14 protein-coding genes are annotated in these 13682 nt (G+C 71.0%); 5 read left to right on the top strand and 9 right to left on the bottom strand.

Features of this window, described 5'->3' with window-relative positions:
- From VIG76_RS09555 to VIG76_RS09540, 4 genes are all read right to left on the bottom strand, one after another.
- Positions 1-1023 (bottom strand): NAD(P)-binding protein (locus tag VIG76_RS09555; RefSeq protein ID WP_331953522.1); only part of this gene is annotated, 1023 nt, incomplete at its 3' end.
- Positions 1010-1894: a carbohydrate ABC transporter permease gene (locus VIG76_RS09550; RefSeq protein ID WP_331953520.1), complete on the bottom strand. Its 885-nt coding sequence runs from the start codon at positions 1892-1894 to the stop codon at positions 1010-1012. The genes VIG76_RS09555 and VIG76_RS09550, both read right to left, overlap by 14 nt.
- Complete coding sequence (locus tag VIG76_RS09545) at positions 1891-2868, bottom strand: carbohydrate ABC transporter permease (RefSeq protein WP_331953518.1); 978 nt, start codon at positions 2866-2868, stop codon at positions 1891-1893. Before VIG76_RS09545 ends, VIG76_RS09550 begins: the two co-directional genes overlap by 4 nt.
- Before the next feature lie 47 nt (positions 2869-2915).
- Positions 2916-4235 carry an ABC transporter substrate-binding protein gene (locus VIG76_RS09540; protein ID WP_331953516.1) on the bottom strand — a complete coding sequence of 440 codons (1320 nt, stop codon included), beginning with the start codon at positions 4233-4235 and terminating at the stop codon, positions 2916-2918.
- Positions 4236-4534: 299 nt separating this feature from the next.
- Between VIG76_RS09540 and VIG76_RS09535 the strand changes: the two genes are divergently transcribed.
- Positions 4535-4828, top strand: a complete 294-nt coding sequence (locus tag VIG76_RS09535) for a hypothetical protein (RefSeq protein ID WP_331953514.1) — start codon at positions 4535-4537, stop codon at positions 4826-4828.
- Between the two features lie 16 nt (positions 4829-4844).
- On the opposite strand, the gene VIG76_RS09530 is transcribed toward VIG76_RS09535, so the two are convergent.
- Positions 4845-5033 (bottom strand): PspC domain-containing protein, encoded by a 189-nt coding sequence (locus tag VIG76_RS09530; RefSeq protein ID WP_331953512.1) that lies wholly within the window; start codon positions 5031-5033, stop codon positions 4845-4847.
- A gap of 97 nt (positions 5034-5130) precedes the next feature.
- Here VIG76_RS09530 and VIG76_RS09525 point away from each other — a divergent pair, with 97 nt between their 5' ends.
- The gene (locus VIG76_RS09525; protein ID WP_331953510.1) at positions 5131-7419 is read left to right on the top strand and encodes a transglycosylase domain-containing protein; all 2289 of its coding nucleotides are present in this window, start codon (positions 5131-5133) and stop codon (positions 7417-7419) included.
- Here VIG76_RS09525 and VIG76_RS09520 read toward each other — a convergent pair.
- On the bottom strand, positions 7416-7829 hold the full coding sequence (locus tag VIG76_RS09520; RefSeq protein ID WP_331953508.1) for a hypothetical protein: 414 nt from the start codon (positions 7827-7829) through the stop codon (positions 7416-7418). The genes VIG76_RS09525 and VIG76_RS09520 overlap by 4 nt on opposite strands.
- Positions 7830-7973: 144 nt before the next feature.
- Here VIG76_RS09520 and VIG76_RS09515 point away from each other — a divergent pair, with 144 nt between their 5' ends.
- Complete coding sequence (locus VIG76_RS09515; RefSeq protein ID WP_331953506.1) at positions 7974-8831, top strand: bifunctional 5,10-methylenetetrahydrofolate dehydrogenase/5,10-methenyltetrahydrofolate cyclohydrolase; 858 nt, start codon at positions 7974-7976, stop codon at positions 8829-8831.
- Here the strand turns inward: VIG76_RS09515 and VIG76_RS09510 are convergent.
- From VIG76_RS09510 to VIG76_RS09500, 3 genes are all read right to left on the bottom strand, one after another.
- Positions 8828-11362, bottom strand: coding sequence for an ATP-dependent Clp protease ATP-binding subunit (locus VIG76_RS09510; RefSeq protein ID WP_331953504.1), 2535 nt, complete (start codon positions 11360-11362; stop codon positions 8828-8830). The genes VIG76_RS09515 and VIG76_RS09510 overlap by 4 nt on opposite strands.
- Before the next feature lie 111 nt (positions 11363-11473).
- A complete protein-coding gene (locus tag VIG76_RS09505; protein ID WP_331953502.1) occupies positions 11474-12358 on the bottom strand; it encodes a DUF1028 domain-containing protein in 885 nt (294 codons plus the stop codon).
- Between the two features lie 4 nt (positions 12359-12362).
- Complete coding sequence (locus tag VIG76_RS09500) at positions 12363-12671, bottom strand: hypothetical protein (protein WP_331953500.1); 309 nt, start codon at positions 12669-12671, stop codon at positions 12363-12365.
- A gap of 62 nt (positions 12672-12733) precedes the next feature.
- Between VIG76_RS09500 and VIG76_RS09495 the strand changes: the two genes are divergently transcribed.
- A complete protein-coding gene (locus VIG76_RS09495; RefSeq protein ID WP_331953498.1) occupies positions 12734-13051 on the top strand; it encodes a thiamine-binding protein in 318 nt (105 codons plus the stop codon).
- A 36-nt stretch (positions 13052-13087) separates the two neighbouring features.
- Positions 13088-13681, top strand: a complete 594-nt coding sequence (locus VIG76_RS09490) for a DUF5946 family protein (RefSeq protein WP_331953496.1) — start codon at positions 13088-13090, stop codon at positions 13679-13681.
- Position 13682: the final 1 nt, after the last annotated feature.

The raw sequence follows: 13682 nt of genomic DNA, 5'->3' as shown, positions 1-13682 counted from the left end.
CGCGAGCGGGATCGGTCCCCAGCCCCAGCCGAGCCGGTCCGCGGCGCTGCCCAGCAGCTCGCGGGCGGGCTCGGTGCCGAACGGGGGCATCGGGTAGCGGGCGGAGCGTGGTGTGCGGGAGGTGAGCCCGCCCTCCTCGCCGGCGACGCCGAGCTGCTGCTCCGCGCGGGAGTAGTACGGCTCCATCTCGGCGTAGTCCACGGGCCAGTCGGCCAGGCTCGCGCCCTCGGGGCTGCCGTACTCGGTGCGCATCCGGAAGTCCTCGGGCATGAACCGCCAGGCCATGCCCTGCCAGATCCGGGTGCCGCCGCCCATGGCGTCGGCGTTCAGGCCGTAGAGCCATGCGTCGTCGGTGCCGTCGAGCACCCGGTCGCCGTCGGGCAGCTGCGCGACCCGCGGATGCCCGGGGCCGGGACCGACCGTCGGGAAGTAGACGGCGTTCCGCTTGCCGTGGAGATGATCGCCGCGGAGCGCGGCGTTCGGCAGCCGCTGCGCGCGCTCGAGCACGAGGACGTGCTTGCCGGCACGGGTGAGCACTTCGGCGGCCACGCCACCGCCCGGTCCGCTGCCGACGACGATCGCGTCGTACGAGGCGCGTACGCCGGCGACCCCGATGTCGGGCACGAGGTCCGGTTCGACCGGCGTGACTCCCTCCGGTACGGCGCGGAAGCCCACCATGTCGATGCCGGCAGGCACGCGCCCGCCGGATGCGGCGTAGTAGCCCTCCCAGCACAGCCGGCGGAGCGCGGCGAACTCCTGTGCCCCGACGGGGTCGCGCGAGATCTCGAGGAGCGTCCGGTCCTGCTCGTCGGCGGTCAGCTCGACGAAACCGGGACCGAGCCGGTCGGCGAGCGCCGAGACCGCGGGCCGAGCCCAGTCGAGCTCCGCGCCGGCGTGCGTGAGGTAGGCCGAGACGCCGCCGTCCCACCCGCCCGGCCAGCGGTCGACCGGGATGATCCGGTCGACCGCGGCGCGGACCGCGGGTGGGACGACGAGGGCAGCGGACCCGTCAGCGTCCGGCAAGCGAGCCGCCGATGCCTCCGACACTGAAGTACTTGTTCAGCACGGCGAACAGCAGCACGGGCGGCACCATCATGACGACGGCGACGGCCATGACCGAGCCCCAGTCGGCGGCGTTCTGCTGGAAGAACGTCTGCAGACCGATGGGCATCGTGTACTTCGTGGAGTCCTGCAGGAAGAGCAGGGCGATCAGGTAGTCGTTCCAGGCGAGCAGGAACGAGAAGATCGCCGTCGACAGGATGCCCGGCAGCGAGTTGCGGAGCACGATCCGGCGGAAGCCGCCGAACACGCTCGCGCCGTCCATCCAGGCGGCCTCCTCGAGGGAGATCGGGATGGAGTCGAAGTAGGCCGCCATCATCCAGATCGCCACCGACATGGTCGAGCCGATGTAGACGATCGCGACACCCGGCAGCGTGTTCACGAGGCCGAGCACCGAGAAGGTGATGAACAGCGGGATCGCCGCCGTCACGACCGGCAGTGCCTGGACCACGAAGAGCACCAGTGAGTACCCGGACACGAGCCGGTTCCGCAGGCGAGAGAGCACGTAGCCGGCCGGCGCGGCGATGGAGACCGAGAAGAGCACGGTCACCAGCGCGACGATCAGGCTGTTGCCGAGCCAGAGGAGCACGTCCGTGCCGCCGAAGATCCGAACGAAGTTCTCGAACGTGAACCCGGTGACCTTGCTGTTCTGCCCGGGCTGCGTGGACAGGTAGAAGACGGCGAGGATCGGGGTGATCACGACGAGCGTCACGACCAGGATGAGCAGGAAGCGCCACCACTGGCCCTTCTGCTCCCGCGACTTCGCGCTCGTGCGCTTGACCCTGCCGAGGGTGGCCGAGGGCGCGCCGCCGATGGCGATGGGCTGACCGCTCATTCGATGTCCGCCTTCTTGATCCGCTGGTAGAGCAGGGTCGAGATGATCACGAGGACCGCCGTCATCATGAACGCGACCGCGGTCGCAGGCCCGGTCTGCAGGTTCTGGAACGCGTACTGGTACGACAGGATGATGAGCGACGTGGTCGCGCCGCTCGGACCGCCCTGCGTGAGCAGGAAGATCGTCGGGAAGTCGTTGACGCAGAAGATCGTCATGAGGACCCAGCTGATGTAGGTGGTCCTCGAGATGATCGGCAACGTCACGCCGGTGAACGCCTGCCAGGAGCTGGCACCGTCCATCCGCGCGGCCTCGTAGACGTTGTTGTCCACGCTGGCGAGCGCGGACGCCATCATCATCATCATGAACGGGAAGCTGATCCACACCTTGAAGATGCAGACCAGGATCTTCGCCAGGACCGGGTCACCCAGGAAGTTCACGTCCCCGAGCCCGAAGTTGGCGAGGATCATGGGGATCGGGCTCTGCGGCGTCGCCACGAGCCAGTTCCAGGAGGTCGCCGAGACGACGACGGGCACGATCCAGGGCAGCAGCAGCAGCACCTTGAAGAGGCCGCCGGCCGGGATCCGGGTGCGCAGCAGCAGAGCGAGCGCGAGTCCGACGATCCAGGAACCGAACACACCGACGATCGTGAAGATGACCGTGAAGAGCGTGGACTGGAGGAACTGGTCGGACGTCAGGACGCTCACGTAGTTCTGCAGTCCGACGAAGTTCGCCTCGGTCGGCAGCGTCGACGGCGTTCCGTCCTGGAAGGACTGGATGAACGAGTAGATGACGGGGAAGAGATTCAGCAGGAGAAGCAGGACGAGCGACGGCAGTGCGAACAGCACCAGCGTCAGTCCTGCGCGCCCCAGCGGCGACCGACTGCGATGCGCACCGGGGGTGCCCGGCCCACGGCCGGACACCCCCACGCCACGCTTCGCCTTGTCAAGCCGGCCGACGACCGTGTCGACTGCCATTCAGGACTCCTTCTCAGGTGCCGCATCCAGAGGATGAGGCGACCGGATCATGCGGACTCGAGCGACTTCTGCAGCTTCTCGAGCGCGGCCTTCGCCGTCGTCTTGCCGGCCAGGACCGCCTGCGTGAAGTCGATCCCCGGCTGCGTGCCGTCGACCTTCGTCACTCCCAGGAACACCGTGTTGCTGCCAGGGGCGCCCCACGTCTTCGAGATGGGCTGCCACTCGTTGATGATCTTCGTCGAGATCGGGTCGTTGGCATAGGCCGCGGTCGCGATCGACTTCAGGGGAGGAAGGCCGATGCCGGTCTTCTTCGTCCAGAGCGTCTTCATGTTCTGGTAGTAGTACGTCATGAACGCCTCGGACGCCGCCTGGCTCGGCGTGTTCTTGTACATCATGATGTTGTTCGGGAAGTAGAGCGCACCCTTCTTGCCGCTCGGCCCGGTCAGCGGGCTGGCGACCTGGAGCTGCGGCGCCGCAGTCGCGCTGACGCTCGCGGGAGCACCGGCACCGTCCCACGCCATGCCGAACTTGTTCGCGCTGATCTGGTCGTAGAAGTTCTGCGACGTGTACGTGGCGCTTCGCGGGTCGACGTAGCCGTTCTTGACGAGGCCGAGCACCCAGTCGATCGCCTCGATGTTCTCGGGGGTGACGCAGTTCGGCTTCTGGTCGGGCCCGTACAGACCGCCACCGTTGTTGATCATGTGCGACACGAGCACGTGGAATCCCGTGAAGGCGCCGGCACCGGAGCGGGTGCCGTAGCCGTAGACGCCGATCTTCTTCAGCTTGGCGCAGGCCGCCTCGAAGGACGTCCAGTCGGTGGGGACCGTCGCCCCGGCCTTGTCCATGAGGTCCTTGCGGTACCAGAGGAGACGCATGTCGAGGTTGTAGGGGACCGCGGCGTACCCGTTGCTGGTCTTCAGCGTGTCGACGAGGCCCGGGAGGAAGTCGTCGTAGATGCCGTTGCTCTTCCAGCTGTTGAGCAGGTTGTCCGCGTACGCGATCTTGCCCTGGGACTCGAACTCGAACGCCGTCGTGCCGCCGCCGGAGCTGACGGCCGGGCCGTTGTTCGCCGCGACCGCGGTGGAGAACGTCTGCGTGAAGTTCGCCCACTGGATCTGCTGGTAGGTGACGTTCCCGAAGCCGCTCTTCGGCTTGTACGCCGCCACGATCCGCTTGTCCTCGGTGAGGAAGGCCGCCGGGCCCCACGGCATGTTCCAGAACTTCAGCGGCTTCGATGCGTTTCCGCTGCTGCCGCTCTTGCTTCCTCCGGTGCTGCACGCGGCGAGCAGTGTCGCCGCAGCGACTCCGCCTGCACCCGCGAGCAGGGTGCGCCGGGTGAAACCGGCGCCGTTGGGCTGTGAAGCCATTACAGGATCCTCTCCGATGGCCGCGCCTCTGCCGATCCATCGCATTCGTCGTCGAATAGAAAGTTTCGAAGGGTCGGGGCGCGAACGTCCACGGTCGTCCTCCTGCGTGGACAGTCTCTGTCCCCGACCGCCCGGTGTCAACGAACCACGCGCCCACGAAGGTTGCGATTCGAGCACTGCGGACGGCCTTCCTGGGCCTCTTCCCCGCCGTTCCGGGGAGGAAGGGCCTCGAAAGTTTCGAAAACAAAGTGCGTCGTTCTATCGGAATCGCCGCTTCGGGAGCGCGTCAGCGTCGAGGGATGGTCGATCGGGTGCAGCAGCCGACGGTGCACGAGGACGGGTCCATCACGGTGACGGCCGCGATCCGCGTCCGGGTGGCGGATCCGCTCGGACTGAGGGCGCGCGTCGCGCTTCCGCACGTGAACGAGGACGGCGAGGTCTACGTCGGCGACGACGGCGACCATGCCGCGCTCGCCCGCGCCGTCTCGATCGTGCTCGACGCGGCACCGTTCGCGGCGCTCGGGATCGAGCTCGTCCACAACGCGGTCTCGGCGCCCGGTGCCACCGCGTTCCATCCGCACCTGCGCGACTGAGCGGGCGGCGCGGCGGTCAGGCCCGTTCGGCGGGGACGAGGATCCAGAGCACGAGGTAGATCACGGCCTGCGGCCCCGGCAGCAGCAGGGACGCGAGGAACAGCACGCGGACGAGCCAGGGCGACAGCCCGAAACGGCGCGCGAGGCCGGCGCAGACGCCCGCGATGACGCGGCCGGAACGGGGGCGGACGAGGTCGGATGCCATGCCGCGAGTCAACCCCGTCGGTCGCGGGTCGAGCGCAGATTCAGGGAAGAATCTGCAGGAACTCGGCGTGGCGGCTTGCGTTCTGTACCATTCCCGGGTGCCCAATACCCCCTCGGGGCGCCGGATCGGGACGATGCTGTCCTCCCTCCTCGCGTTCTTCGCCGTCGCCGGCATCGCCGGCGTGCTCGTCGCCGTCCTCCTGACGCCCGCTGTCGCGCTCTCCGGCGCAGGCGCGAAGCAGGGCATCGGCCTCTTCGAGTCGCTGCCCGGCGACCTGAAGATCGGCGCGCTCCAGCAGCGGACCTCCATCTACGCCACCTCGCACGGCAAGCCGGTGCTGCTCGCCTCCTTCTACGCGCAGAACCGCGTCGTCATCCCCTGGGATGCGGTGCCGCTCAGCGTCCAGGACGCCGCGATCGCCGGCGAGGACGTGCGGTTCTACCACCACGGCGGGGTCGACGCGAACGCCATCGCGCGGGCCGCGGTGGCCGACGTGCTCGGCAAGTCGCTGCAGGGCGCCTCGACGATCACGCAGCAGTACGTGAAGAACGTGTGCGTGCAGCAGGCCGAGGCGATCACCGACGTGAAGAAGGCGCAGACGGCGTACGCGGAGTGCATCGATCCGTCCGCCGGGCGCAAGGTGCGGGAGATGCGGCTCGCCATCGGGCTCGAGAAGAAGTACACGAAGAACGAGATCCTGCTCGGCTACCTCAACATCGCCGGCTTCGGCGGCCGCGTGTACGGCATCGAGGCCGCCGCCCAGTACTACTTCGGCGTCCAGGCGAAGCAGCTCACCGTGCCGCAGGCGGCGGCGCTGATCGCGATCGTGAACAACCCGGAGCACTTCCGGCTCGACGTGAAGGCCAACCTGCCGGCCGCGACCGATCGCCGCGACCACATCCTCGCTGTCGAGCGGGAGCAGGGGATGATCTCGGCCGCCGCCTACCGCGAGGCGGTGGCCGCGCCGATCACGACGCACATCACGGCGCCGCCGACCGGCTGCGACGCGGCCGGTGTCGCCGGGTTCTTCTGCGACTACGTCAAGAACGTGCTCGAGACGGATCCGACGTTCGGCGCGACACGGCAGGTCCGCGAGGCGAACCTGCAGACGATGGGCTGGAAGGTCACCACGACCCTGAACCTCGACCTGCAGCGCACCGCGCAGAAGGTCATGAACACCTACGTGCCGAAGTCGACGAAGCTGTTCGACGTCGGCGGCGCGGCGGTCTCGGTGCAGCCCGGGTCGGGTCGCGTCGTGTCGATGGTCCAGAACAAGGACTACGACGCGAGCGGCTCCCGTGGCGGCACGAGCTCGCGCTACTCCGCGGTGAACTACAACGTCGACATGGCGCTCGGCGCCGGCGGCGGCCCGCAGCCGGGATCGACGTTCAAGCTCTTCCCCCTGATCGACTGGCTGAAGACCGGGCACACGCTCTACCAGACGGTCAACGGGAACCCGCGGACCATCCCCGCATCGACGTTCGCGAAGTGCGGCTCCCCGGACTACGACGACAAGGCGTGGTCCGTCGGCAACGACGTGCCGACCGAGAAGGGCAACTACACGGTCATGGCCGGCACCGCCGGGTCCGTGAACGGCGTCTTCGCATCGCTCGGCGAGGAGAGCGACCTCTGCCGCATCCGCGACTTGGCGCAGTCGATGGACGCGACGAACGCCAGGGGAGGCAGGCTCTCCACCGTGCCGGCGATGGTGATCGGCGGCGCGAGCTCCATCGCTCCGATCGACATGGCCACCGCGTACGCGACGATCGCGAACCACGGGGTGACCTGCGACCCGATCGCGATCGACTCCATCGTCGATCCGGACGGCCACCCGATGCCTGTGCCGAAGGCGAACTGCCGCAGGACCGTTCCGGCAGCCGTGGCCACCGCCGTCGCCTACGCGCTCCACGGCGTGATCGCCGGCGGCACCATGTCCGGCGACCAGACGGCCGACGGGCTCTACGAGTTCGGCAAGACCGGGACGACGGACAACGCCAAGGACACCTGGGCGATCGGCAGCACCTCGAAGGTCACCACCGCCGTCTGGGTGGGGAACGCCAACGGCTTCGCGAACCTGCGCCAGGTGTACGGCTTCCCCTACTGCGGGCTGTCGCAGGGCAGCACCCAGTCCGCGATCGAGCGGCACTGCGTGTGGAACGGCATCCAGACCGCGGCGAACCGGATCTACGGCGGCGCGACCGGCTGGGCCGCTCCCGACTCCCAGTACCTCTACGGGGGCGCGGCGATCCTGCACGCCGACGCGCGCCCGCACGTGGCGCCCGCGCCGAAGCCGAAGCCGAAGCCGGTGACGACGCCCGCACCCGCGCCCGCGCCGAATCCCGGCCCGTCGCCGAAGCCGGTGCACACCCCGCCGCCGAAGCACTAGCGCAGCAGCAGCACCCACCCCACGGCGGCGGCGAGGACGACGAGGAGGCCGTTGAGGCACGCGAACGCCATCCGGCGCCGCCAGACGTCCGTGCCGCCGCCGATCAGCTGACCGACGGTCGCCACCCCGGCGAGCAGCAGCAGCTGCGCGAGCCCGACCCCACCGAAGAAGAGCGGTGCGGTGCCGTCGACCGAGGGCGACAGCACCTCGAGCGCGACGAGCGCCAGCCCGAGCAGGTGCACCGGCAGGGTCGCGAGCATCAGCACGACCGCTGCGACGAACCCCAAGCGGCGCCGGGCGAGCGACCGCGCCTCGACCGGCCGACGCCCTGCGGGAGCGACGGCGCGCGGGACGGCGCGGGGCGTCCGAGGCGGAGCCTGGCGCGGGATCGGCAGGGTGCTGTCGCTCACCGCAGGCACTATCGGCACCCGGCCGCTCGGCGTCAGTCGCCCGTCGGCTAGCGTGGACCGCAGACGACTGGCGTGGGTAGGGGACTACCGGGGAGTGGAGTCGGAGCATCGCCCGCCTGGGTGCTCCTCGCAGGAGGAGACGGCATGCCTGCTGACCTGATCGACGGTCGCGCCCTCGCGGCGCGCACGCTGGAGGGCGTCGCCGAGCGCGTCGCCCGGTTGCGGGCGGACGGGCACCGGGCGCCCTGCATCGCGACCGTGCTCGTCGGCGACGACCCCGCATCGCACTCCTACGTCCGGATGAAGGTGAACCGGGCGGTCTCGGTCGGGATGGAGCCCCGGCGGCTCGACCTTCCCGCGTCGATCGACACCGCAGCGCTCGTCGCCGAGATCGACGCGCTCTCCGCGGACGACGGGGTCGACGGGATCCTGCTGCAGCATCCGGTGCCGCCGCACATCGACGAGCGCGCGGCGTTCGAGGCGATCGACGTCGCGAAGGACGTGGACGGGGTGACCCACCGGTCGTTCGCCACGATGGCGTTCGGTGAGCCCGGGTTCGCGTCCGCGACGCCGGGCGGGATCCTGCGGCTGCTCGACGCCTACGACGTGCCCCTGCAGGGCACGGAGGCGGTCGTGGTCGGCCAGGGGCCGATCCTCGGGCGGCCGCTCAGCGTGCTGCTGCTCGCCCGCGACGCCACGGTGACGATGTGCCACGTGCACACCCGGGAGCTCGGCGAGCACGTCGCTCGAGCCGATCTGGTGGTCGCGGCGGTGGGCCTGCCGGGCCTCATCCGCGGGGAGTGGATCAAGGAGGGCGCCGTCGTCATCGACGCCGGCTACAGCCCGGGTGGGGTCGGCGACGTCGAGTTCGACGTCGCCCGGGAGCGCGCCCGCCTGATCACGCCGGTGCCCGGCGGCGTGGGCCCGATGACCGTGGCGGTGCTGCTCGAGCAGACCGTGCTCGCCGCTGAGCGGCGAGCACGGTCCCTGGGGAGCGCCTAGGCCGCGAGCGCGGCCCCGTGGTGCTCGAGGGTGGCGACGATCTCGCCGTCGACCGCGTCGACGGCCACCGTGTCACCGTCCTCGAGGTCCCGCATGACCATCAGGTCCGCGATCGCGTCCTCGACGTCGCGCTGGATCACCCGGCGCAGGGGCCGCGCCCCGTACTCCGGCTGGTAGCCGCGCTCGGCGATGAGGTCCACCGCCCCCTCCGACACCGTCAGGTCGGTGTGCCGGCTCGCGAGCCGGGCCGCGGTGTCGGTGAGGAGCAGGCGCACGATCCGGCGCAGCTGCTCCGTGTCGAGCTTGCGGAACAGGACGATCTCGTCGATCCGGTTCAGGAACTCGGGACGCATCGCCTCGCGGAGCCGCCCGAGCACGCGGTCGCGCACGGCCTTCTCGGAACCGAAGCCCGATCCGTCGTCACCCGGCGCCACGAAGCCGAGGGCTCCGCTGCGGCTGGCGAGGACCTCGCCGCCGATGTTCGACGTCATGATCACGACCGTGTTGCGGAAGTCCACCGTGCGGCCCTGGCCGTCGGTGAGGCGGCCGTCGTCGAGCACCTGCAGCAGCAGGTTGAACACGTCCGGGTGCGCCTTCTCGATCTCGTCGAGCAGCACGACCGAGTACGGGTTGCGCCGCACGCGCTCGGTGAGCTGGCCCGCCTCGTCGTAGCCGACGTACCCGGGAGGGGCACCGACCAGTCGGCTGACGGTGTGCCGCTCGCCGAACTCGCTCATGTCGAACCGCAGCATCGCGCTCTCGTCGCCGAACAGGCTCGAGGCGAGCGCCTTGGCCAGCTCGGTCTTGCCGACGCCGGTCGGGCCGAGGAACAGGAAGCTGCCGACCGGACGACGGGGGTCGCCCATACCGGTGCGGTTGCGGCGCACGGCCTTCGCGATCGCCGCGACGGCGTCGTCCTGCCCGATGACCCGCGTGTGCAGCTCCGACTCGAGCTTCGCCAGACGGGTGCGGTCACCCTCGGTGAGACGGGAGGCGGGGATGCCGGTCGCGCGCTCGATCATCTCGGCGATCTCGGCACGGCCGATCTCGCCCTCCGCGGGGTCGACCGGGGCGCCCTGCGCGATCCGCTGCTGGAGCGACTCGATCTCGTCGCGGAGCCGCGACGCGTCCTCGTACCGCTCCTCGGCGACCGCGGTCGCCTTGTCGGCCTCGAGGGACTCGAGACGGGCCGTGAGCGACGTGACGTCGACGCGGCCACCGAGGGCGAGGCGCGTGCGCGCGCCCGCCTGGTCGATGAGGTCGATCGCCTTGTCCGGCAGGAACCGGTCGGTGATGTACCGGGCGGAGAGCTCCACCGACGCGGCGACCGCCTCGTCGGTGTAGCGCACACCGTGGTGCTGCTCGTACCGGTCCTTGAGGCCCGCGATGATGCGCACCGCGTCCTCGATCGAGGGCTCGCCGACCGTCACGGGCTGGAAGCGGCGCTCGAGTGCGGCGTCCTTCTCGATCCGGCGGTACTCCTTCAGCGTGGTCGCGCCGACGAGGTGCAGCTCGCCCCGCGCGAGCCGGGGCTTCAGGATGTTGCCCGCGTCCATGCCGCCCTCGCCGCCGCCGCTGCCGGCGCCGACGACGGTGTGCAGCTCGTCGAGGAAGACGATCAGCTCGTCCTGGTGCGCGACGATCTCATCCACCAGCTTCGTGAGGCGCTCCTCGAAGTCGCCGCGGTAGCGGGTGCCCGCCACCATGCCGGCGAGGTCGAGCGCCACGACGCGCTTGTCGCGCAGCGACTCGGGGACGGAGCCGTCCGCGATCGCCTGGGCGAGACCCTCGACGATCGCGGTCTTGCCGACGCCGGGCTCACCGATCAGTACGGGGTTGTTCTTCGTGCGGCGCAGCAGGATCTCGACGACCTGCTCGACCTCGAGGGTGCGGCCGATGACGGGGTCGAGACCGTGCTCGCGCGCGCGGGCCGTGAGGTCCATGCCGAACTGCTCGAGCATCGGGGTGTCGCTCCGGGGGGTGTCGCCCTGCGCCCCGCCCGTGGCGGTGCCGCCCTGGGCGATGCGCTGCAAGGATTCGGGGGTCACGCCGAAGGCGGCGAGCAGCTGGCCGGCGGCCGCGTGCTCGTTCGCCACGAAGGCGAAGAACAGGTGCTCGGGGTCGACGTAGGTCGAGCCGAATGCGCGGGCGACCTGCACGGCCTCGAGGAGGGCGCGCTGGGCGTACGGGGTCATCGCGGGGGTGCCGCCGACCTGCTCGCCGCCGGCGGGCATCCGCTCCTCGATGGCGGACAGCAGCGCGTCCACGTCGATGCCGGCGCGGGACAGCGCCGTGCGGCCCTGCTCGCCGGCCACGAGGGCGTGCAGCAGGTGGAGCGCGTCGACGTCCGCGTGCCCGTGCTCCACGGCGAAGCGGACGGCGGCGCCGACCACCTCGTGCGTGCGCCGGCTCAGCAACCGGGTGATGTCGATGGGGCGGCCCGTCGAAGCGGACCGCTGGCTCTGGAGCAACCGGGCGAGGAACTCGTCGAACGAGCCGTCACCGGCAGCGGAGCCGAAGTACTCAGGCAAGAGACCTCCAGGGAACTTGAGTGCCTACGACTCAATCCAACGCAGGAGGCGAGCAGGCATTCCCGGTCGAGGGAGGAATCTGAGCCGACTCGGCTCAGGTCTTGCTGGCGGTCAGGAGCCGAGCAGGCGCAGCGCCTCCGGAGCGGAGGGCACGATCTCGGGGGAGAGGCGGCGGAGCATCTCGTGCCAGCTCGCGTCCGCGTCGATGGTCTCCTTCAGCAGCACCAGGCCGCGCTCGGGCAGCCCCGCGGTGAGCAGGCCGAGGCCGGCCCAGAACTTCAGCTCGACGGTGTCGGGTGCCGACTCGTAGGCGGCGACGTACCGGTCGGCGGCCGCCGCGAAGTCCCCGTTCGCGAGCAGCTGGTCGCCCTGGTCGGCGAGCAGGTACGCGCCGTTCAGCGCCACGAGCCGGTGCAGCTCCTGGAGCGGCTCGGGGGAGTCCTCGACCCGCACGTCGAGGAGGCGGTCGGCATCCGTCCCCTCGGCGGGCACGACGAGGATGGCCGCGGCCTGCCGGCCGCGGAGGTCGCCGCCGGCCAGCTCGGCGGCGTCGAGCGCGGCGAGCAGCGCGGCGGTGAGGCCCTGCCCGATCGTCGCCTCGTACGCCTCCGCCATGGCCGGCCAGACGTCGGCCGAGCGCATCATGTTCGCCTGGCAGGCGTAGCCGTCACCGGTCGCCTGCCCGGCCGCCGCGACGCACGACGCCCCCGTGTGGGCGACGGCGAGGCCGGACGCGTCGACGACGGCGAACTGTCGGTGGGCCGAGGCGGCGTCGCCCTCGACCAGGGCGGCCACGATGTCCGCCGCCGAGCGGCCCTCGCGGAGCATCGCGAGCGCACGGGGCTTGTGCTGCACCTGCGGCATCGCCTGGGTGGCGATCGCGCCGAGCCCCGCGGATGCGGCGCACACGACCGAGCCGACACCGAACCAGTGAGACTGCACGGCGACGCCCATGGCGCCGGTCGCGGGGTCCCGCGCGACGATCGAGTAGGTCACGGGGTCAGCCGGCCACGGCGGCGACGACCGCGGCACCCGCGGCGACGGCGAACACGGACTCCCAGGCCCCGAGCCGCTTCGCGAGCGGATGGGAGCCGCCGAACGCACCGAGGTACGCGACGGTGACGGCCCCCGCGCGGATCGGGCCCACCGCACGGTTCACGACGACGAAGGTGCCGGCGCCGAAGGCGGCGAGCACGACGCCGCCGAGCGCGCGGACGCCGGTCGCCCTGGCGGTGCCGTAGCCCGCGAGGAGGCCGGCGGTGGTGAGGGCGGGGGCGAGGACGCGGGAGAGGGTGTGGGCTGAGATCACGGCATCGATCCTGTCAAACTCCGAGGGGGACGGCTGGAAGCGGCATCCGGTACCGTCCGTCCATGCTGGTGGCGTTCTCGGTGAGTCCGACAGGTGGCGACGGGGCGGACGGCTCCGTCCACGACGCGGTGGCGGCCGCGGTGCGGGTCGTCCGGGACTCGGGGCTCCCGAACCGCACGGACGCGATGTTCACGACCCTCGAGGGGGAGTGGGACGAGGTCTTCGCCGTCGTGAAGCAGGCGACGCTGGCGGTCCAGGCGTTCGGGCCGCGCGTGTCCCTCGTGCTGAAGGCGGACCTCCGGCCGGGGCGCAGCGGCGAGCTGACGGGGAAGGTCGAGCGCCTGGAGGCGGCGCTCGGGACGTCGCGGAGCCACGGGTGAACCGCGGTCCCAGCCGCCGGGTGGCAGGCTGAGGGCGTGCGGCGCACGACGGAATGCACGGGCTGCGGGCTCGTGCTGCCCGTCGAGGCGGGGGCGCCTGCGATCCCGATGAACGCCTCACCGGAGTGCGCGGCGGTCTACGCCGAGGTCTCGGGCTTCGAGTTCCAGCACCCGGTGATGCTCCGCTACCACCAGCTCTCGGTCGACGCGTACGGCGCCCAGCACGCAGGGCGGCCGACCACGCCGATCCGCCTCGGCTACGCGCTCGCGGGCCTCTGGCTCGCGCTGGAGCACGGCTTCTCGGGTGACGAGGTGCGGGTCATCCACCACTCGATGGGGCACGCGGAGGCGTGGTGGCCCGACTTCGAGCCGCCCGCGGGCCGCGCACGGATCACCGTGCACGACGTCGCCGAGCAGGGCGTGCGGATCGGTTCGAGCACCGGCCACGCGACCGCCACGCGAGCGTGGGCCGCGGACGTGTGGGGCGTGTGGACCGCGGAGCGGCCGCAGGTCGGCGTCGAGGTCGAGGCGCTGCTGCGCCGCATCTTCGTGTGCGACGGGCGGCAGCCGCTCCGCGGCACGGTCGGCCCGGCCGGCGCGGTCTACCGGCTGGTCGGTCTGCTCGACTGAG

It is taken from the genome of Amnibacterium sp. (assembly GCF_036559085.1).
In the GTDB taxonomy this organism is placed as follows: Bacteria; Actinomycetota; Actinomycetes; order Actinomycetales; family Microbacteriaceae; genus Amnibacterium.
The sequence above is the reverse complement of the archived record's forward strand: the minus strand, read 5'-3'. Positions and strand labels throughout refer to the sequence as shown.